At 63.2% G+C, this 17,335-nt stretch carries 18 protein-coding genes; 9 read left to right on the top strand and 9 right to left on the bottom strand.

What is annotated here, in order from left to right; translation table 11 throughout:
* The first annotated feature begins 8 nt into the window (after nucleotides 1-8).
* Complete coding sequence (locus tag RWK44_RS17610) at nucleotides 9-776, top strand: 5-oxoprolinase subunit PxpA (RefSeq protein ID WP_025398259.1); 768 nt, start codon at nucleotides 9-11, stop codon at nucleotides 774-776.
* A gap of 61 nt (nucleotides 777-837) precedes the next feature.
* Nucleotides 838-2,040: a pyridoxal phosphate-dependent aminotransferase gene (locus RWK44_RS17615; protein WP_168341266.1), complete on the top strand. Its 1,203-nt coding sequence runs from the start codon at nucleotides 838-840 to the stop codon at nucleotides 2,038-2,040.
* A 13-nt stretch (nucleotides 2,041-2,053) separates the two neighbouring features.
* Here the strand turns inward: RWK44_RS17615 and nac are convergent, their stop codons facing one another.
* Nucleotides 2,054-2,959 carry a nitrogen assimilation transcriptional regulator NAC gene (gene nac, locus RWK44_RS17620; RefSeq protein ID WP_041472690.1) on the bottom strand — a complete coding sequence of 302 codons (906 nt, stop codon included), beginning with the start codon at nucleotides 2,957-2,959 and terminating at the stop codon, nucleotides 2,054-2,056.
* A gap of 248 nt (nucleotides 2,960-3,207) precedes the next feature.
* Here nac and RWK44_RS17625 point away from each other — a divergent pair, with 248 nt between their 5' ends.
* The 7 genes from RWK44_RS17625 to RWK44_RS17655 all read left to right on the top strand — a co-directional run bounded on the left by RWK44_RS17625 (nucleotide 3,208) and on the right by RWK44_RS17655 (nucleotide 9,104).
* On the top strand, nucleotides 3,208-3,987 hold the full coding sequence (locus RWK44_RS17625; protein WP_221999830.1) for an SDR family oxidoreductase: 780 nt from the start codon (nucleotides 3,208-3,210) through the stop codon (nucleotides 3,985-3,987).
* Nucleotides 3,984-4,691, top strand: coding sequence for an amino acid ABC transporter permease (locus tag RWK44_RS17630; RefSeq protein ID WP_003538411.1), 708 nt, complete (start codon nucleotides 3,984-3,986; stop codon nucleotides 4,689-4,691). The genes RWK44_RS17625 and RWK44_RS17630 overlap by 4 nt, the downstream gene beginning before the upstream one ends.
* A complete protein-coding gene (locus RWK44_RS17635) occupies nucleotides 4,688-5,446 on the top strand; it encodes an amino acid ABC transporter permease (protein ID WP_020047824.1) in 759 nt (252 codons plus the stop codon). The genes RWK44_RS17630 and RWK44_RS17635 overlap by 4 nt, the downstream gene beginning before the upstream one ends.
* The gene (locus tag RWK44_RS17640) at nucleotides 5,443-6,207 is read left to right on the top strand and encodes an amino acid ABC transporter ATP-binding protein (protein WP_131664854.1); all 765 of its coding nucleotides are present in this window, start codon (nucleotides 5,443-5,445) and stop codon (nucleotides 6,205-6,207) included. Before RWK44_RS17635 ends, RWK44_RS17640 begins: the two co-directional genes overlap by 4 nt.
* Nucleotides 6,208-6,238: 31 nt before the next feature.
* Nucleotides 6,239-7,075, top strand: a complete 837-nt coding sequence (locus tag RWK44_RS17645) for an ABC transporter substrate-binding protein (RefSeq protein ID WP_020047826.1) — start codon at nucleotides 6,239-6,241, stop codon at nucleotides 7,073-7,075.
* Nucleotides 7,076-7,159: 84 nt separating this feature from the next.
* Entirely contained in the window at nucleotides 7,160-7,834 is a 675-nt protein-coding gene (locus RWK44_RS17650) for a 4-carboxy-4-hydroxy-2-oxoadipate aldolase/oxaloacetate decarboxylase (RefSeq protein ID WP_131664852.1), read from the top strand.
* Between the two features lie 85 nt (nucleotides 7,835-7,919).
* Complete coding sequence (locus RWK44_RS17655; RefSeq protein WP_316029182.1) at nucleotides 7,920-9,104, top strand: hypothetical protein; 1,185 nt, start codon at nucleotides 7,920-7,922, stop codon at nucleotides 9,102-9,104.
* 15 nt (nucleotides 9,105-9,119) lie between these two features.
* On the opposite strand, the gene RWK44_RS17660 is transcribed toward RWK44_RS17655, so the two are convergent.
* The 8 genes from RWK44_RS17660 to RWK44_RS17695 are packed head-to-tail and all read right to left on the bottom strand — an operon-like array spanning nucleotide 9,120 to nucleotide 17,320.
* Entirely contained in the window at nucleotides 9,120-10,133 is a 1,014-nt protein-coding gene (locus RWK44_RS17660) for a succinylglutamate desuccinylase/aspartoacylase family protein (protein ID WP_316029183.1), read from the bottom strand.
* A 31-nt stretch (nucleotides 10,134-10,164) separates the two neighbouring features.
* Nucleotides 10,165-10,509, bottom strand: a complete 345-nt coding sequence (locus RWK44_RS17665) for a RidA family protein (protein WP_316029184.1) — start codon at nucleotides 10,507-10,509, stop codon at nucleotides 10,165-10,167.
* Between the two features lie 37 nt (nucleotides 10,510-10,546).
* Nucleotides 10,547-11,857, bottom strand: a complete 1,311-nt coding sequence (locus RWK44_RS17670; protein WP_316029185.1) for an alanine racemase — start codon at nucleotides 11,855-11,857, stop codon at nucleotides 10,547-10,549.
* Nucleotides 11,850-12,806, bottom strand: a complete 957-nt coding sequence (locus RWK44_RS17675; protein ID WP_316029186.1) for an amidohydrolase family protein — start codon at nucleotides 12,804-12,806, stop codon at nucleotides 11,850-11,852. Before RWK44_RS17675 ends, RWK44_RS17670 begins: the two co-directional genes overlap by 8 nt.
* A complete protein-coding gene (locus RWK44_RS17680) occupies nucleotides 12,803-13,744 on the bottom strand; it encodes an ABC transporter permease (RefSeq protein ID WP_168256869.1) in 942 nt (313 codons plus the stop codon). Before RWK44_RS17680 ends, RWK44_RS17675 begins: the two co-directional genes overlap by 4 nt.
* Nucleotides 13,741-14,703, bottom strand: coding sequence for an ABC transporter permease (locus RWK44_RS17685; protein WP_316029187.1), 963 nt, complete (start codon nucleotides 14,701-14,703; stop codon nucleotides 13,741-13,743). Before RWK44_RS17685 ends, RWK44_RS17680 begins: the two co-directional genes overlap by 4 nt.
* Nucleotides 14,700-16,214 (bottom strand): sugar ABC transporter ATP-binding protein, encoded by a 1,515-nt coding sequence (locus RWK44_RS17690; RefSeq protein WP_316029188.1) that lies wholly within the window; start codon nucleotides 16,212-16,214, stop codon nucleotides 14,700-14,702. The genes RWK44_RS17685 and RWK44_RS17690 overlap by 4 nt, the downstream gene beginning before the upstream one ends.
* A gap of 35 nt (nucleotides 16,215-16,249) precedes the next feature.
* A complete protein-coding gene (locus RWK44_RS17695; protein WP_131641945.1) occupies nucleotides 16,250-17,320 on the bottom strand; it encodes an ABC transporter substrate-binding protein in 1,071 nt (356 codons plus the stop codon).
* Nucleotides 17,321-17,335 lie beyond the last annotated feature (15 nt).

The raw sequence follows: 17,335 nt of genomic DNA on the forward strand, positions 1-17,335 counted from the left end.
AAGAACCGATGAAGATCGATCTGAATTCCGACATGGGCGAAGGTTTTGGCCCCTACCGGCTGTGCGACGACGAAGCGATGATGAAACTCGTCTCGTCGGCCAATATCGCCTGCGGTTTCCACGGCGGCGACCCCGATACGATGGGGCGTATGGTCCGGCTTGCGAAACTGAACGGCGTCGGCATCGGCGCGCATCCGGGCTTGCCCGATCGGCTCGGGTTCGGCCGCCGCGAAATAGCGTTTTCGGCAGATGAGCTTCGCCAGCAGATGCTCTATCAGCTCGGCGCCCTGATGGCGATCGCCAAAGCCGAGGGTGTCACGCTGTCCCATATCAGCTTCCACGCAGCCATGGGCAATATGGTCAACCGCGATCCTGTGCTGGCCGACCTGATGATGGATGCGATCGCCACCGTGGATGCCGGCCTCGTCGTCTTCGTCACTTCAGGCAGCGAGATCCAGCAGGCGGCCAGACGCGCGCATTTGAAGACGCTGGCGCTTTTCCTTGCCGACCGGGCCTATGATGCCGAGGGCAGACTTGTCGCGCGCGGGCTCGCTGGCGCCGTCATCAAGGACGAAGCCTCGGTGCGTGCACGCGTACGGAAATTTCTGCTCGAAGGAACCGTCGAGACAATCGACGGAGCGGTGATCGCAATGCCGGCCCGCTCCATTCTCGTCCATAGCGACACACCCGGCGCCTTAGAGCTTGCCGGCATCGTGCGCGGCGAGATCGAAGCCGCGGGCGCCACGATCGCGCCTGCCGCCGAACTCGCCGACTGACACAATCCTGATCGCCTGCGGGCGGTCTCCCGTTCCAATCTCTCATTGAAGGACCATCGCGATGTCCGCCATATCAGACCGCCTGAAAAACGTCTCCATATCCGCCTCCGCCGCCATGACCCAGCGCGCCAGGGAACTGGCCGCCAACGGGATCAAAGTCGTCAGCCTCTCGTCCGGCGAGCCGGATTTCCCCACTCCGGCCCACGCGATCGAGGCGGCCCATGCGGCAGCTCTTGCCGGCGATACAAAATATCCTCCGATGGATGGTACGCCGGCACTGAAGGCCGCCATCATCAGGAAGTTCAAACGGGACAATAATCTCGACTACGATGCCAGCCAGATCGTCGTCTCGGGCGGCGGTAAGCAGGTGATCTTCAATGCCATGCTGGCAACCTGCAATCCCGGCGACGAGGTCGTCATTCCAACTCCCTCCTGGGTCAGCTATGCGGATATCGTCAAATTCGCCGGCGGCGTCCCGGTTGCCGTCCCCTGCCACGAGCAGTCCGGCTTCAAGCTGCGTCCGGAGGATCTGGAGGCGGCGATCACGCCGCGCACCAAATGGCTCTTCCTGAATTTCCCGAACAATCCGACCGGAGCCGCCTGCTCCCGGGCGGAGATGGCTGCCATTGCCGAGGTCATGCTGCGTCATCCCGATGTCTGGATCATGACCGACGATATCTACGAACACCTGGTCTATGACGACTTCCAGTTCTGCACGATCGCCGAAGTCGAACCCAGGCTCTATGAGCGCGTCCTGACGATGAACGGTGTCTCCAAGGCTTACGCGATGACAGGATGGCGGCTCGGCTTTTGCGCCGGGCCGAAAGAGCTGATCTCCGCCGTCAGCAACGTCAACGGCCAGAATGGCGGCGGCATCGCGACGCTGACCCAGGCTGCGGCGACCGCTGCCCTGGACGGGCCTCAGGATCTCTTGAAGGAGCGTGCCGCGATCTACAAGGAAAGACGCGACTTCGTCCTCGACAGGTTGTCGGAAGTGGAAGGACTGCGCTGCCATAGGCCCGAAGGCGCTTTCTACATCTATCCCAACATTTCCGGGCTGATCGGCAAGACCAGCAAGGGCGGGCGAAAGATCGAGACCGACGTCGATTTCGTCATGGCGCTCGTGGAAGAGCATCATGTCGCGACCGTGCAAGGAGCGGCTTACGGAATGAGCCCGTTCTTTCGCATTTCCTACGCCACGAGCATGGAGAAACTCGGCGAAGGCTGCGCGCGCATAGCTCAATTCTGCGGGGATATGCGCTGATCGGCAGCGCGTTTCAGCCCTTCAACCGCGCCGTCAGCTCGAGAAGGATGTCCCGGACGGCAAGGGCCGGTTCCGATAGGGGATTCTGGTCGGAAACGCACAGCGACAGGGTTTCTTCGATCCGCGGCGAGACGAGCCTGCAGATCAGCGGCTCGCTCGATTCCGATACGATACGGTCGGCGATGGCTTTCGGCATGATCGTCGCGCCGAGACCGCTGCCCACCGCGCGGGCGAGCGTGCGAACGATTTCGACTTCCGCCACGACTTTCAAATTGGTGCGGGTGCGTGTGAAGGCGGTATCGACCGCGCGGCGGACGAAATTATAGGCCGGCGGCAACAGCAGCGGTATCCCGTCGAGAGTATTGACCGGAACTGGTTTCGCATCCGCTTCGATCGCAAAGTCCCGATGCGCGACAAGGAAAAACTCCTCGCTGAGGATCGGCTCGAACCGGACGCCTTTGATCGGTCCGGTTCCATGGAGAAGCGCCATCTCCAGCCGGCCGTTCATGATCATCTGGCTATAGGTTTGGCCGACGCTTTCGGTCAGGTGCAGCAGAATACCGGGATGCCGTTTGCGGGTCTCCGCCAGGAGGTCGACCGACAGCGTGGCCGCACTGCTGAAGGGCACGAGACCGACGGACACACGCCCGGCAAGCGAATTGCCGGCTGCGGAGGCATCCGCTTGCGCCTGCTCCATCTGCCGAAGAATAATCTGCGCATGGCGGTACACTGCGTGTCCCGCATCGGTCATGCTGACGCCCTGCTGGCTGCGGATCAGCAGCTTGTGGCCGAAATGCTCCTCCAGTGCGGCAAGCTGCTGGCTGAGCGCCGGCTGGGCGATATGCAAAAGGTCCGCCGCTCGCGTGATGCTGCCGCTGTCGACGATCACGATGAAAGATTTGAGGCGTCTGATGTCCATGAGGATCGGGGTACCGTTCTGATGTGCGCGGCTTACATGTTTGCAGACACGCAGTGCTTTTGCAACGCGACGCCGTCACTGCTTTCCTCAGGCCCGGACGCCGCAAGCTGATGCCCGGCATCAGCTCTTTCTCTTCTTCAGCAGCCTGCGCCGGCTCCATAACCGTTGCTTATTGCTCCAGAGATAATCGGTCTTAGGCAAGGGGTTTAAGCTTCGCTACTGTCTCGATCAACAACAAGGGAACGACAATGCCATTCTCCGACTACAAGACCGCACTGGTGACCGGCGCATCCTCCGGTATCGGCGCGGCCGTGGTGGAGCGGTTCCGCCGGGAGAACATCGAGGTCCATGCCGTTGCCCGCAGCGCCGAAGCGTTGCAGCAGCTGGCCGCGCGGACGGGCTGCGTCGCCCACGTCATCGATGTGACCGACCGTCAGGCCATGGCCGAGCTCACCCGTCGTGTGGAGTTCGATATTCTCGTCAACAATGCCGGCGTCGACCGGCCGAAGAAATTCCTGGAAGCCGACGAGGGCGATATCGATCTCATCGTCGACGTCAATCTCCGGGCGGTCCTGCATATCTGCCGCATGGTCGTGCCCGGCATGGTGGCGCGGGACCGCGGGCATGTCATCAACATCTCGTCGATCGCCGGCGCCTACAATTTCGGCGGCAACTCATCCTATCACGCCACCAAGGCCGGGGTGAGCATGCTGTCCAACCAGCTGCGCATCGACGCTTTCGGCAAGCGGGTACGGGTCACGGAAATCTGCCCCGGTCGGGTCGCCACTGACATTTTCAATCACGTCCATGGCGATGACCCCAGCATTAGGGAACGGTTCATCGACGGCTTCGAACTGCCACAGGCAGCCGATATCGCCGACGCGATTGCCTTCGCCATAGCAGCCCCCGTCGCCGTCAACATCGGACATATGGAGATTACGCCGACGCTGCAGGTCATGGGCGGCCTGCAGACGGCAAAGCCCCAGCCTGCGGCGAAGACGGATCAATCCGGGGAGCCAAAGCCGTGAGCGGTTTCGACCTTTCGGCAATCCTCGGAAATCCGGAATATACCGCCATGCTGCTGCATGGCATCGAGATGACATTCATCATCTATGCCGGCTCGTGGTCTATGGCGATGGCGCTGGCACTTCTGCTGCTGGCTTTGCGTTTGTCGCCCTTTCGCTTCGGCGATCCGTTAGTTGCCGCTTACGTCTCCTACCACCGGAACGTCCCCACCCTGGTTCAGCTGATGCTGTGGTACTTTGGGATTTTCACCCTGATGCCGAGCGGAGTAGCCGAATGGCTGGCAGTCCACAATGCCGAAGCCATCTTCGCGGTGATCGGGCTCGGGCTTTGCCAGGCGGCCTATTTCAGCGAAGACCTTCGGTCGGGCGTGCGCTCGGTCAGCCCCGGCCAAATGCAGGCAGCCCGCGCGCTTGGCCACGGCTATGTCTCGGCGATGCGTTTCGTCATCATGCCGCAAGGCGTGCGCAACGCGCTGCCGCCGCTCATCAATCACAGCGTTTCCCTGTTCAAGAACAGCAGTCTCGCCGTCGTCATCGGAGCCTCGGAATTGACGCATGCCGTCAAGGAGATCGAAAACCTCAGCTTCCGGACCTTCGAGATCTACCTGATCGGCACGGTTCTCTACCTCTTCTTCTCGCTCGTGATCATGAGCATCGGCGCCTATCTGTCGATGCGCGCCGATCCTGCCAGGAGTGCGCGCGCATGATCCACGATATGATCGCCATCGTCCGAGACTACTGGCTGCTGCTGCTGATCGGCCAATATCCGAACGGGCCGCTTGGCGGGCTCGCCAACACGCTGATCCTTTCTGCACTCAGCATCGCTCTCGCCTTTCCGGTCAGCATCCTCTTCGCGTTGGCGCGGCTCTCCAGGTCGCCGCTGCTGCGCTGGCCGGTCACGGCACTCGTCTATTTCACCAGGGGCGTGCCGCTCTTGATGCTCATCCTGTGGAGCTATTTCCTCGTTCCGCTGCTGACCGGCGCCGATGTGCCTAGCTTCGTCACGATGCTGACGACACTCGTGGTCTATCAGAGCGCGTTCCTGAGCGAAGTCGTGCGTGCCGGCATCGTCGCGCTTGGACCGGGTCAGATGGACGCGGGGCGTGCGCTTGGTCACGGTTATTTAGGTGCGATGCGCTTCATCATCCTGCCGCAGGCACTCTACAACATGATCCCGAGCATCATCTCCACCTTCGTCTCGACGATCAAGGACACGACGCTCGGCTACGTGATCAACGTGCCGGACCTGACCTTTGCCGCAAGCCAGGTCAACAACCAGCTCCTGACGCAGCCTTTCCAGGTCTTCCTCATCCTGGCGATCGTCTACTTCGCCATCTGCTGGACGCTCACCTACTTCGCAAATCGCCTCGAGCGGAGCATCACGCGGCGGCGTGCGGGACTTTCCAACCTTCCTGCCGCCGCCTTGGTCGCGCCATCGAAAATCATATCGGAGCAGCTATGACCATGTCAGTTTCAGCACAGGAATTGCAGACGATCCGGCTTTCGCAAGTCTGCAAGAGCTACGGCGACTATCCGGTCCTGAAGGACATCGATGCGCAGGTGACACGCGGCGAAGTCGTGGTCATCTGCGGGCCGTCCGGTTCGGGAAAATCGACGCTGATCCGCACGATCAATCGCCTCGAGGAGATCAACAGCGGATCGATCACGCTCGACGGGCAAAACATTCACGCCGCCATGCGGGCAAAGGAACTCAATGCGCTGCGCAGCAGGATCGGCTTCGTATTTCAGAACTTCAACCTGTTTCCGCATCTTTCGGTGGTCGAAAACGTCTCGATGTCGCCGATCCGGGTGAAAGGCGTGGCGCCTGATGTTGCCGAGGACAAGGCCCTCAAGCTTCTCGATCGGGTCGGTCTTGCCGACAAGGCGCGGGCCTATCCCGGTCAACTCTCGGGCGGCCAGCAGCAGCGGGTGGCAATCGCCCGCGCCCTTGCCATGGAACCGCCGGTGATGCTGTTCGACGAACCGACCAGCGCGCTCGATCCCGAAATGGTCGGTGAAGTGCTGGCCGTCATGAAGAGCCTGGCGTCGGAAGGCATGACCATGCTCTGCGTCACCCACGAAATGGGTTTCGCGCGCGACGTCGCCGATCGGATCTGGTTCATCGATGCCGGCCAGATCCTCGAAATGGCGACCCCCGAGGAATTCTTCAACAATCCAAGCCATCCCCGGGCGCAGCGTTTCCTCGCTGATCTCAGGCATTGATACCAACCACCAAAAACAAAGGAGAACAGCAATGAACTGGAAATGCCTAACTCTCACCGCCGCATTTGCCGGCATGGCGGCCGCCTTGCCCGCACAAGCCGATCAGCTCGACAACATCATGTCGGCGAAAACCCTGCGCTGCGCGACTTTCGCCGACGTTCCTCCCTTCGCTTCACCCGATCTGAAGACCCGCGAAATGGCCGGTTTCGACGTCGATCTCTGCGGCGCCATCGCCAAGGAACTGGGCGTCAAGGCTGAGATCAAGCCGGTTTCGGTCGAGGCGCGCGTGCCCGAGGTCAAGCTCGGCCGCGTCGACATCACCGTTGCCAACCTCGCCTATACTCTGAGCCGCGCCGAGCAGATCCAGTTCAGCGATCCCTACTATCTCGCCAAGGAAATGCTGATCGTGCCGGCCGACGATGCCGGCAAGACGAAGGCCGATTACGCAGGCCAGCGCATCGCTTCGACCAAGGGTTCGACCTCCGAGATGTCGATCAAGCTCAACAAGTCCGACCCACTGACCTTCCAGGATACCGCCTCGGCCTATCTCGCCGTCCAGCAGGGCAAGGCGCGCGGCATGGTGGCCAACACCATGACGACGACCAAGTTCGTCAATGAATCGAAGAGCAAGGGCAAGGCAATGCGGATGATCGAGGAGCCGATGCTGTATCAGCCGATCGGCATCGGCATGGCCAAGGATCAGCCGGCGCTGACCGCCAAGATCAACGAGATCCTTCGCAAGCTCGACACATCGGGCGAGATCAACAAGATCTGGGACAAGTGGCTCGGCCCGGATACCGAATACAAGATGACGCGCACCGACAAGGTCGTATCGCTCTCGGAGCTGAAGTTCGACCCGATCCCTTAAGACCTCGGCGTCGTCCGATGACGATATCCAAACGAAATCAGACGGCGGGACATGCCCGCCGTCAGCCAAAAATGGGAGGCATCCATGATCCATATTAAAGATATTGCCGAACGGCCAAGCAAAGCCGATATCGACGCCGTTTCCAAATTTTCGCCAGCGACGATCCACGAGGCTCAAGGGCGCCGCGGAGCCCTTTCCTCCCGCCTCAAGCCCGTCGACTACCGCATGAAACTGTGCGGTCCGGCCTTTACGGTGAAGTGCGCGCCGCGTGACAACATCATGCTGCAGCTTGCCATCAACTACGCAAAGCCGGGCGATATCATCGTCGTATCGGCGGGCGAATACGAAGAGGCCGGATCCTTCGGCGATGTACTTGCCAATGCCTGCCTGGCAAAGGGCATCGGCGGTCTCGTGACCGACACCGGCGTGCGCGACACGCTGCAACTGAGGGAGCTTGGCTTCCCGGTCTTCTCGCTCAGCGTCTGCATCAAGGGGACGGTGAAGGAAACCATTGCGGCGGTGAACGACACGATCATCGTCGGCGGCGAAATCATCCATCCCGGCGACATCATCGCCGGTGATGCCGACGGCCTGGTGGTCGTGCGTCGCCAGGAAGCGCAGGAAGTCGCCAGGCTGTCACAGACCCGCGAAGATGCCGAGGCCGGTTATATCGCGGCATATAAGCAGGGCAAATCGGTCATCGAGGTCAGCAATCTCGAACCGGTGCTGAAAGCCAAGGGCCTCGTCGCCGACATCTGAGATGGCCGCCCGCGCCGAAAGATCAGTCTGGACACTATTATGGACACATGTTCTATAAAATGGACAGATTCAGCGGGAGCACGCCATGCATCTTTCCATGTGGACTTACCCCTGGGATATCCAGGACCAGGGGCTCGACCCCTTTGCCGTCGAGCTTCGCGGCCGTGCGGGCCTGACGACGGTCAGTCTGGCGACCTCCTATCACGCCGGCCGGTTCCTGCAGCCGCGCAGCCCGCGACAGAAGGCCTATTTCCCCGAAGACGGGACCGTCTACTTCCGGCCGGACGCAAGCTTGTGGCAGGACAAAGTGATCCGGCCGCTGATGGCTGGGAATGTCACTGAGCGCGGCGACATGCTGGAAGCGCTCGTCAAGGGACGCGAGGCGACGGGTCTCAAAGTCTCCTGCTGGACGGTCTGCCTGCACAATACCCGTCTCGGCATGCTGCATCCCGATCACGTGACGCGGAACGCCTTCGGCAATCCCAACTATTACAATCTTTGCCCCTCCAGCCCGGCGGCGCGGGACTACGCCGTTACCCTTGTTCGCGACATCACGACGAACTACCGGCCCGATATGGTGGAGCTCGAGAGCCCGAACTTCATGGGATTCGCGCATGAATACCATCACGAGAAGGACGGCGTCGGCCTGAACGCCGAAGACGATTTCCTGCTGTCGCTCTGCTTCTGCGACCATTGCACGGCACGCGCCGAAAAGGCCGGCGTGCCGGTCGAAGGTGCACGCCGGTCGGTCGCGCGCTTCATCGCCGAACTCTGCGAACGCGCTGTCCCGGAACGACAATTCCCGGACTTCCCGGCAGCCGGCACCGATGCCTTTCGAGGCCATCCCGATCTTCATGCCTATCTCACCTGGCGCAGCGAACCAGTGACCAGCCTGATCGGCGAGATCAAGGCGGCCGCCGATCCGGCAACACGCATCGTGCTCATCGACTTGAAGGACGGCTGGCTCGGCGGCGTCGATCTGACAGCGGTCGGCAAGCTCTGCGACGGCGCGATCCTCTGCTGTTACGACATGGAACCGGATGCCGTCGGCGATGTCATCCGGACCGGCCGGGCGGCAATCGGACCGGGAAAGTTTCTGGGCATTGGTCTGCGCGTTTTCTATCCCGAAGTCAGCGGGCCGGCGGTGCTCGCCGCACGCGCCAAGGCTGCCGTCGACGCCGGCGCTGACGGCGTGAACTTCTACAATTACGGCCTGATACCGGCAAAGCGCCTCGACTGGGTCAAGGCAGCGGTCGACGCAATCGCTTGAGCAAATCAGCGCTCCTCAGGGTGCGATGGGTTCGGCGACCTGGATCAGGCAGTCGCCGGCCTGGCTGTCGCAATGCAGCCTGTGGGAAATGACGGTGCCGCTCTCGGCAAAATGCAGCTCTTCCTCCGGCTGCTCCAGGCGTTCGAGGTCATGATACCATCCGGCCAGGTCGCCGCCGGCAACAATGGTGCCGAGGGCAACGGCCGGCTCGAACCAGCCTCTGCGGTTCGCATAGATGCCCTGGCTGTGCCTAGATAGTGCAAGCAGCTGCAACGGTCCCGGCTCGGCGAGCGGCGCGCGCGACAGGACCGGACGCTCGACAATGCCGAGTGTCACGAGCAACCGGTCGATCGCCGCCGCGGTGAAGGCCATTGTCTCAGGCGTCACGGTGCCGCCGCCGCCGAATTCGCCGGAAAGCCCGATGGTCCCCGCCCGCGCGGCCGCACCCATCGATGTCGGTGCGGTCGGCCCGTTGTCGGCGATGAAGGCATGCGCCGCACCCATGGCGCGCATCAGTGAAACGGACCGCTCGAAACGGGCGGTATCGGCCTGCCGCTCGATCAGCGTGCAGGGCAGGTGCGCCATGGACGTGCCGCCCGAATGCAGGTCGAGCACGACGTCATGGCGCGGAAAAAGTTCATGTTCGAGGAAATGCGCCATCCGCGCCGTTGGCGATCCGCTGGGATCGCCGGGAAACGCCCGATTGAGATTGCCGCCGTCGAAGGGTGAGCAGCGCTTGGCCGCCATTACCGCCGGCAGGTTCGCCATCGGCAGGATGGTGACGGCGCCGCGGATTCCCGCGACATCCAAAAGGCGCATCAGCCGGCCGAACTGGAGTTCGCCCTCATACTCGTCGCCATGGTTGCCGGCCATCAGCAGCAAGGACGGCCCCTCGCCATTCCTGAGGCGAAGGACCGGAATGTGGATCTGATAATAGGGCGAACGGTCGATCGAATAGGGAATGGCGAGATGGCCGGCCTGCCGGCCCTCGCGCGAAAAGTCGATCGGATTGACGAGGCCACTATGCATGATGTCTCCAATGCGGACGGTTACGATGCCGTCAAAGGGCGGCGACCGCGGTCATTTCTACGCGCAGGTCAGGATCTGCCAGGCGTGCCTCGACACAGGCGCGAGCCGGCGGGTTTTCGACGTCGATCCAGTCATCATAGACGCTGTTCATCGCCTCGAAATCGACGATCGCCGGCAGGAAGACATTGACGGCGATGAGGCGCGAGCGATCGATACCGGCCTCTTTCAAAAGGGCGTCGATCTTGCCGAGCACGTCCTGGGTCTGCTCCTCTATGCCCGCCTTGCGATTCTCCGCGACCTGGCCGGCAATATAGACGAGACCGCCGTAGCTGACGGCTTGGCTCATACGCGGACCTTTTTGAAAACGCTGGATCATTTGCGGGTTTTCCTTTTCTTGCTTTTGGAGGGAGAGTTCAGCCGAAGCTGGTCAGATAGGCCGCGGTCACCGAATGGTCCGGGTCGAGGCCGTAGAGGATGGCATGCCGGTCAAGGCAGGTGCAGGGATGCGAGATGCCGCACTCGATGACGTCGCCGACCGCGACGTCGCTGCCGTCGGCAAGGGCCACGAAGGCGTGCTGATCGTTGAGGCGAAACACTTCAGCACTTTCGAGATCGGCAAGACGCGCCCCATTGCGATAGAGCGCCAGCGGCCGCGGCAGGCCCTGGTCCATCGCAACGTCGCGCATGCCCATGCCGCAGATCGCCAGCCGTGCCTCCGGCCGGGAGAGGACCTCGGCCCAAACCCGCAGCGCCGGACGGAAACCTGCGGCCGCCGAGATCGTCTCGCCGCCGATGCGGAAACCGCCGCGTGCATCGAGGCCGGCAAGGCCGCGCTCGTAGATGCCGTGATCGTGGAAGAAGATCGCGCCGCTGCGCAGCACCAGCCGGCAGGCGGGATCGGCCGCGACGGCGGCTGAAAGCCTGACAATGACAAGGTCGAAAAAGACCGAACCGCCGGCCGTCACGAGGAGCGGCCGCTCCTTGCCGATGCGGGCGCGCACCTTCGGCAGGAAATCTGATGTCACCGCCATCAGCGCGTCGATGCGAAGCATCGTCTCTTCCCCATCGGCGGTCGCGGCTGCACCCTCATAGGCGGCGATGCCGGTCAGCCTAAGGGACGGCGTCTCCACGGCAAGGATCGCCTCGAGAATGGCCTCGGCGGCGTCGACGCCGCGGGCACCGGCGCGGCCGGCGCCGAACTCCACCAGCAGGCCGAGGGGTGGCAGATCTGCACGCTGCTGCCAGGCGGAACGCAGAGCCTCGACCAGCGCTGTCGAATCCACGAAGACATGTAGTTCCGCATCGGGATAGCGGCGAAGCAGGGCCGCAAGCCGGCGGGCGGCGGCGGCCCCGCCGATCTCGTTGGCGAGGATCAGCCGGCGCTGTCCCGCCTTGAGCAGGACGGCGGCCTGGCGGATATCGGCGACCGTCGTACCCCAGGCGCCTGCCGCCAGAAGTGCCTCCGCCAGCGCCGTCGACATCGGTGTCTTAGCATGTGGGGCGATTTCGGCGCCGTGGCTCTTCACATAGGCCGTCATCAGTTCGACATTGCCGGTGAAAGCCTGCTGGTCGAGCGAGATCAGCGGCAGGGCCATCCTGCCGTCATAGGGCTTCCATCCCTGCTTGCCGATTGCATCAAGCGGAAGCGGCGGATTGCCCGGCGGAAAGCCGCGCACCCGCTCGTCGATCAGCACGTTTTCCGTCGCGGTATGAAGGTCAGACATGGCAGCCACTCCTGATCTCGGCCGGATCGGCGATACCGAGGCGATAGGTGTCGTTGGCGCTGGCAAAGAACAGGGCGCGCTGCTCGTCGAGAGACAGCTGCGAGGCGACCGTGCGGAAAACCTGGTAAACCTCGTCGAAAGAAGCATGCAGGCCCGCAACCGGAAAGTCGCTCGCGAACATGGCGCGCGCCGGACCGAAACACTCGAGGCAATGCTCGATCACCGGCCGCAGGCTTTCGAGCGTCCACTTATTGTCATAGGCGACGAGGTCGGAAATCTTCAGGCGCAGATTCGGCTCGCTGCCGAGCGCCCGCAGACCACGGCGCCAGAGCGTCATGCCGTCCTCCGTCCGGTCGGCCGGGCTGCCGCCATGGTTGAGCACAAAAAGCGTTTGCGGAAAAGCGCGCGCCAGTTCGAGCGCCTCATCCATCTGCCAAGGATAGAGCATCAGATCGAAGACCAGCCCGAGCCGCGTGGCATGGGCAAGCCCCGCCCGCCAGGCGGGATCGCCCATGCGATCTGAACGGGGCGCAAAACTCTTGGCCACGTCCGGATGCCAGCTCAAAATATCACGGATGCCGACGACATTCGGGTCTGCCGCTTCCGCCTCGAGCAGCCGCATGGCGTCCGGCCCGTCGAGCGGAACACACGCGATATAACGGTGCGCCACGCCGGAGCTGCGGTCGAGGCCATCCAGCCAGCGGCTCTCTTCCAGCGGGTAGGTAACGGACCAGCCCGCCTCCACATGCACGGTTGCAATCACGTTCTGGCGGGCAGCATCGGCGCGATAATCGTCAATGCCATAGTTGCGCAGGATCGGTGCGAGGCTCCCGAAAACCATCTCTTCGCCGAACCCCCGCGCCTTCTGCAGCCAGGGATGGCGTTCTAGGCTGAGGTCCCAGAGGTGGTGATGCGGGTCGATCACCGGCCCGTCATAGAGTTCCGTCATCGGCGTGCCTCGCGACCGGAAACCAGCAAAAGGGCAAGGATCAGCGTGCCGAACATGATCGACCGCCAGCCGGGCGAGGCGTTGACGACAGTGATCAGCGCCGTCGTCGTGACGAGCAGGATTGCCCCCGGAATGGTCCCGGCATAGGTACCGCGCCCGCCGAGGATGGAGGTGCCGCCGAGCACGACGGCGGCGATCGAGGTCAGCAGATAGGGGTCGCCGATGCCGACATAACCTTGCCGGTTCATGCCGAGCACGAGAATGCCCGCAAGCCCTGCGAAAAAGCCCGACAGAGAGTGGACGATCAGCGTGTTGCGGGTGACGCTGACGCCGGAAAGCCGGGCCGCCAGCGGGTTCGCCCCAAGCGCCAGGAAACGGGCACCGATCGGCATGCGGTGGACGAGCAGCAGGACGATGATCGAGACGACGAGCCACAGAATGATGCCTGAGGGAATGCCGAGCGGCCGCGCCTGTCCGAGCAGAATGACGGCCGGGTTGCTGACGGTGACCGCGCTGCCGCCGGCGACGATGACGAGCAGCCCCTGCAGGAAGGTCGCCATGGCCAGCGTCATGATGATCGGCGGCACGCGAAGATAGGCAGCACCGGCGCCGTTCATCAGACCGATAGTGGTAGCGATGGCAAGGGCCGCCGCGATGCCGGCGAGGCCGGTCGGATCCCAGGCCGGCGAGATCAGCGGCAGCAGGATCGCCGTCACTGTTATGACTGCGCCGACGGAAAGATCGATGCCGCCCATCAGGATGACGAGCGTCTGGCCGGCGGCGGCAATGCCGATCACCGCGGCGAGTTCGAGCAGGTAGCGCAGGTGGCCATAGGCGCCGAAACCGCGCAGTGTGAGGCTTGCGACGACCCAGACGAGCGCGACCAGAAGGAAGGTCAGCAGCGGTGGATTGCGGAACGCGGACCTGATGATGTTCATCGCCTTGCCCTCCAAGCCCCAAGAAGTTCCGGCACGGCGACCGCGCCGACGATGATCAACCCTTGCGCGACATATTGCGCGACCGGCGGGAAGCCCAGGAAGAACATGACGTTGATCATCACCGAGAGCAGCAGGCTGCCGCAGATCGCCCCGCGCATCGTGCCCTTGCCGCCGAGGAAGCCCACGCCGCCGAGCACGGCGGCGGCGATCGAGTTCAGCGTGAAGGGCGTGCCGATAACAGGATCACCCGAGCCGGTCTGCGCAGCGACGAAGAGACCGGTCAGGGCGGCGAGAAGGCCGGACAGGGCGAAGGCGACAACCTTCACCCGTTCGACTGGGACACCGGAGCGGAACGCGCCGACCGGATTGTCGCCGGCTGCGTAGATGCCGAGGCCGAGCGGCGTTGCAAGAAAGGCTTTCCAGAGCGCCAGGATCACGACGAGCAGCAGGAAGGCGACGGGCGTGTGGCCGGCCAGCACCGTCGACAGCCAATCGGGAATGAACCCGCCCGGCCGCGGCAGCAGGATGAGCGCGACCCCGCCGATGATGAAGGAGCCGGCGAGCGTAACGATGATTGCGGTAAGCCTCAGATATGTGACGATGGCGCCCATGGCGGCGCCGATCGAAAGACCAGTAATCGAGACAGCAAGAATGCCGCCCGGTACGCCGAGCGCCCCACCCATCGTCGTCGCGGCGATCACCGCTCCAAGACTGACGAGCGGGCCGATCGCCAACGTGATGCCGCCGTTCAGCATGAGCAGCGCCTGCGCCATGGTGACGAGCGCGAGCGGGAACCAGTTCTGCGTGAATTTGGAGAAGCCGCCGATCGAAAGGATGCCGGGAAAGAGCAGTGCATAGAGGATGAGAAAGGCGGCGACAACCAGGTAGAGGCCGGCAAGGCCGCGGTTGCGACGGAGCTGGATTGCGCCGTAGAGCCGGGATGACGAACTTGTACTCATGCTGCCTCCCCCTGCGTCGTGGTGGTGATGCCCATCGCTGCGCCGACGATCGCTCCTTCGCTGATTTCATCTTGCGACAGTACCGCCGCGACACGCCCCCCGCGCAGAACCACGACGCGATCGCAGAGATGCACGAGCTCCGGCGTATCGGAACTGGCCAGAATGACGAGCCGCCCCTCGTCGGCGAAGGCGCGGAGCATGAGATAGATTTCCCGCTTGGTCTCGATGTCGACGCCGCGCGTCGGATCGTTGAGGAGCAGAACGGAGGGATCGAGCGGCAGCCATTTGGCGAGCGCCACCTTCTGCTGATTACCGCCGGAAAGCGCCTGCACCGGGCGGGCCGTGTCGCCCTTGATCGTCAGCCGGCGCGCGAGATCGGCGACCAGCCCGTTTTCCGCCGGCCGGTCGCGCAGCCCCTGGCGCGCGACCCGTCCAAGCGAGGGCAGGATGAGGTTGGAGGCGATGGAATGCGGCAGCACCAGTCCCTCATGCTTGCGGTCGGCCGGGACATAGACGATGCCGGCGGCATTCGCCTCGCTGACATCAGCGGGCAGGGCGGGCTTGCCGGATACCTCCGCCCGATCGGCCGAGGCCGGAATCGCGCCGTAGAGACCGAGCAGCAAGTCTTCCTGCCCTTGTCCCACCAGCCCGCCGATACCGACAATCTCGCCGGCGCGGGCGGAGAAGCTGACGTCACGCACCATGCCGGCGGAAAAACCTTCGACGCTGACGCGCATCGGGCCGGGTGCTGCGGCCGGGCGCGGCGGGAACAGGTCGCCGGTCTCGCGGCCGACCATCAGGCGCACCAGGCCCTCGCCGTCGATGCCGGATAGCGATTGGTCGGCGGTGACCAGGCCATCCTTCAGCACCGTGACATGCGAACACAGCGCCTGCACCTCGTTGAGGCGGTGGGAAATATAGAGAAGTGCCGTGCCGCGATCCCTGAGCGTCCCGATCAGGCGGGCAAGGATGCCGGCTTCGTGCGCGGAGAGCGATGAGGTCGGCTCGTCCAGGATCAGCACACGCGGCTTGCGGAACAGCGCCTTGGCGATCTCCACCATCTGGCGTCGGCCGAGCGCGAAGTCGGCGACCGGCATGTCGAGCGGCTCGGTGAGTCCCACCATATCGCAGACGTCTAACACGCCGCGATGGAGCGCTCTGTAATCGATGAGGCCGAACCGGCGCGGAAATGCGCCGAGCCCGATGTTTTCGGCAATCGAGAGACTGGCCGTCAGGCTCAGCTCCTGCTGAACGACGGCAATACCCGCCGCGCGCGCAGCCGCCGGGCTGAAGCGTTCGACCGGCTTGCCGTCGACGAGGATGGAACCGCCGTCCGGCTGCAGAGCGCCGGACAGGAGGTTGATAAGCGTGGACTTGCCGGCGCCGTTTTCGCCGAGCAGGGCGTGAACCCTGCCCGGCAGAAGGGCGATATCGACGCCCTTCAACACGGGATTGCCGAAAAATCCTCTGAACACCTGCCGGGCTTCCAGCAAGGGTCTTTCTTCCGTCATGACGGTTTTCCTCAACCCCGGATTACTTGGGCGGATTACTTGGCAAGCAGCTTGTCGAAGAGCGCCTTGTCGTAGTCCGAGTAGATATAGCCGTCAGCCGGGAACTTGTCGGCCCGTGCGAGGTAGCTGCCGATCGTGCTGTCGTCGATGACGGGCAGCGGCACCTTGACGAAGGCCGGAACGTCCTTGCCTTCCAGCGCCTGCACGGCGGTGTAAACGGAAAGCGCGCCGAGCCAGTTGGGCTGCATGGTCGCCCAGCCCTTCAGTCCCTTCTCCTTCCAGAGCTCCAGGAACTGCCTTGCGTTTTCGCCTGTTGTCGGCACCTGGTCGCGGCCCTGGCGCTCGAAGGCAAGGACGGAGCCGGCCGATAGCGCGCCGCCGAGCGACAGCACGCCGTCGATTTCGGGATTGGCAAAGAGCAGGCTGGTCATCGCTTCCTGTGCTGGCGCGACGTTATATTCCGTGTTCGTCTCGGTGATCACCTGGAGACCGGGATTGGCGTCAAGGACCGGCTGGGCGCCCTTGCGGCGGTCATCGCTCACCGAAATGCCGGCCGGACCGTTCATGATGATGATCTTGCCCTTGCCGCCGAGCTGGCTGACCATCCACTTGGCAGCGGTCGCGCCCCATTCGTTGGAATCGGTGTTGATCTTCGCCGTCACCTTGTCGGTATTGACCAGACTGTCGAAATTCACGACGGCGATGCCCTTGTCGCAGGCATCTGATATGACGCGGTCGAGCGCATTGGAGGAACCGGCGATCACGACGATGGCGTCGACATTGGCGTCGATCATCGACTGGATATGCTGGATCTGCGTCTGGGCGTTGCCCTGTGCGTCCGTGATCATCAGGTCCTTCACAAGGCCTGCCTTCTTCAGCTCCTCCACTTCAGCCGTGATGGTGCCTTCGGTCTGCTTCATCCAGGTCGGCACCGAATAGATGTTTGCCCAGCCGATCGTATAGGGCGCCTTCCTGTCACCCTTGATGCAATTGGCGGCGGCCGAGGCCGTACCTGCCGAAAAGACGAGCAGTGCCGCAGCGGCGGCAGCACCCGCAAGAAGCCGGCGGCGCAGCGAAGCAGAAATGCCGTTTTCAAGATTCCTCATGTCGATCCCCTTTTT

The organism is Rhizobium sp. 25PS6, from assembly GCF_032464655.1.
Classification (GTDB): domain Bacteria; phylum Pseudomonadota; class Alphaproteobacteria; order Rhizobiales; family Rhizobiaceae; genus Rhizobium; species Rhizobium laguerreae.

Excerpts from the sequence above, each read along its gene's own strand:
- RWK44_RS17625 (WP_221999830.1), top strand. The coding sequence starts at position 3,208 with ATGCCATTCTCCGACTACAAGACCGCACTGGTGACCGGCGCATCCTCC.
- RWK44_RS17645 (WP_020047826.1), top strand. The coding sequence starts at position 6,239 with ATGAACTGGAAATGCCTAACTCTCACCGCCGCATTTGCCGGCATGGCG.
- RWK44_RS17665 (WP_316029184.1), bottom strand. The coding sequence starts at position 10,509 with ATGATCCAGCGTTTTCAAAAAGGTCCGCGTATGAGCCAAGCCGTCAGC.
- RWK44_RS17670 (WP_316029185.1), bottom strand. The coding sequence starts at position 11,857 with ATGTCTGACCTTCATACCGCGACGGAAAACGTGCTGATCGACGAGCGG.
- RWK44_RS17655 (WP_316029182.1), top strand. The coding sequence starts at position 7,920 with ATGCATCTTTCCATGTGGACTTACCCCTGGGATATCCAGGACCAGGGG.
- RWK44_RS17615 (WP_168341266.1), top strand. The coding sequence starts at position 838 with ATGTCCGCCATATCAGACCGCCTGAAAAACGTCTCCATATCCGCCTCC.
- RWK44_RS17660 (WP_316029183.1), bottom strand. The coding sequence starts at position 10,133 with ATGCATAGTGGCCTCGTCAATCCGATCGACTTTTCGCGCGAGGGCCGG.
- RWK44_RS17650 (WP_131664852.1), top strand. The coding sequence starts at position 7,160 with ATGATCCATATTAAAGATATTGCCGAACGGCCAAGCAAAGCCGATATC.
- RWK44_RS17640 (WP_131664854.1), top strand. The coding sequence starts at position 5,443 with ATGACCATGTCAGTTTCAGCACAGGAATTGCAGACGATCCGGCTTTCG.
- nac (WP_041472690.1), bottom strand. The coding sequence starts at position 2,959 with ATGGACATCAGACGCCTCAAATCTTTCATCGTGATCGTCGACAGCGGC.
- RWK44_RS17675 (WP_316029186.1), bottom strand. The coding sequence starts at position 12,806 with ATGACGGAACTCTATGACGGGCCGGTGATCGACCCGCATCACCACCTC.
- RWK44_RS17610 (WP_025398259.1), top strand. The coding sequence starts at position 9 with ATGAAGATCGATCTGAATTCCGACATGGGCGAAGGTTTTGGCCCCTAC.
- RWK44_RS17685 (WP_316029187.1), bottom strand. The coding sequence starts at position 14,703 with ATGAGTACAAGTTCGTCATCCCGGCTCTACGGCGCAATCCAGCTCCGT.
- RWK44_RS17680 (WP_168256869.1), bottom strand. The coding sequence starts at position 13,744 with ATGAACATCATCAGGTCCGCGTTCCGCAATCCACCGCTGCTGACCTTC.
- RWK44_RS17690 (WP_316029188.1), bottom strand. The coding sequence starts at position 16,214 with ATGACGGAAGAAAGACCCTTGCTGGAAGCCCGGCAGGTGTTCAGAGGA.
- RWK44_RS17635 (WP_020047824.1), top strand. The coding sequence starts at position 4,688 with ATGATCCACGATATGATCGCCATCGTCCGAGACTACTGGCTGCTGCTG.
- RWK44_RS17695 (WP_131641945.1), bottom strand. The coding sequence starts at position 17,320 with ATGAGGAATCTTGAAAACGGCATTTCTGCTTCGCTGCGCCGCCGGCTT.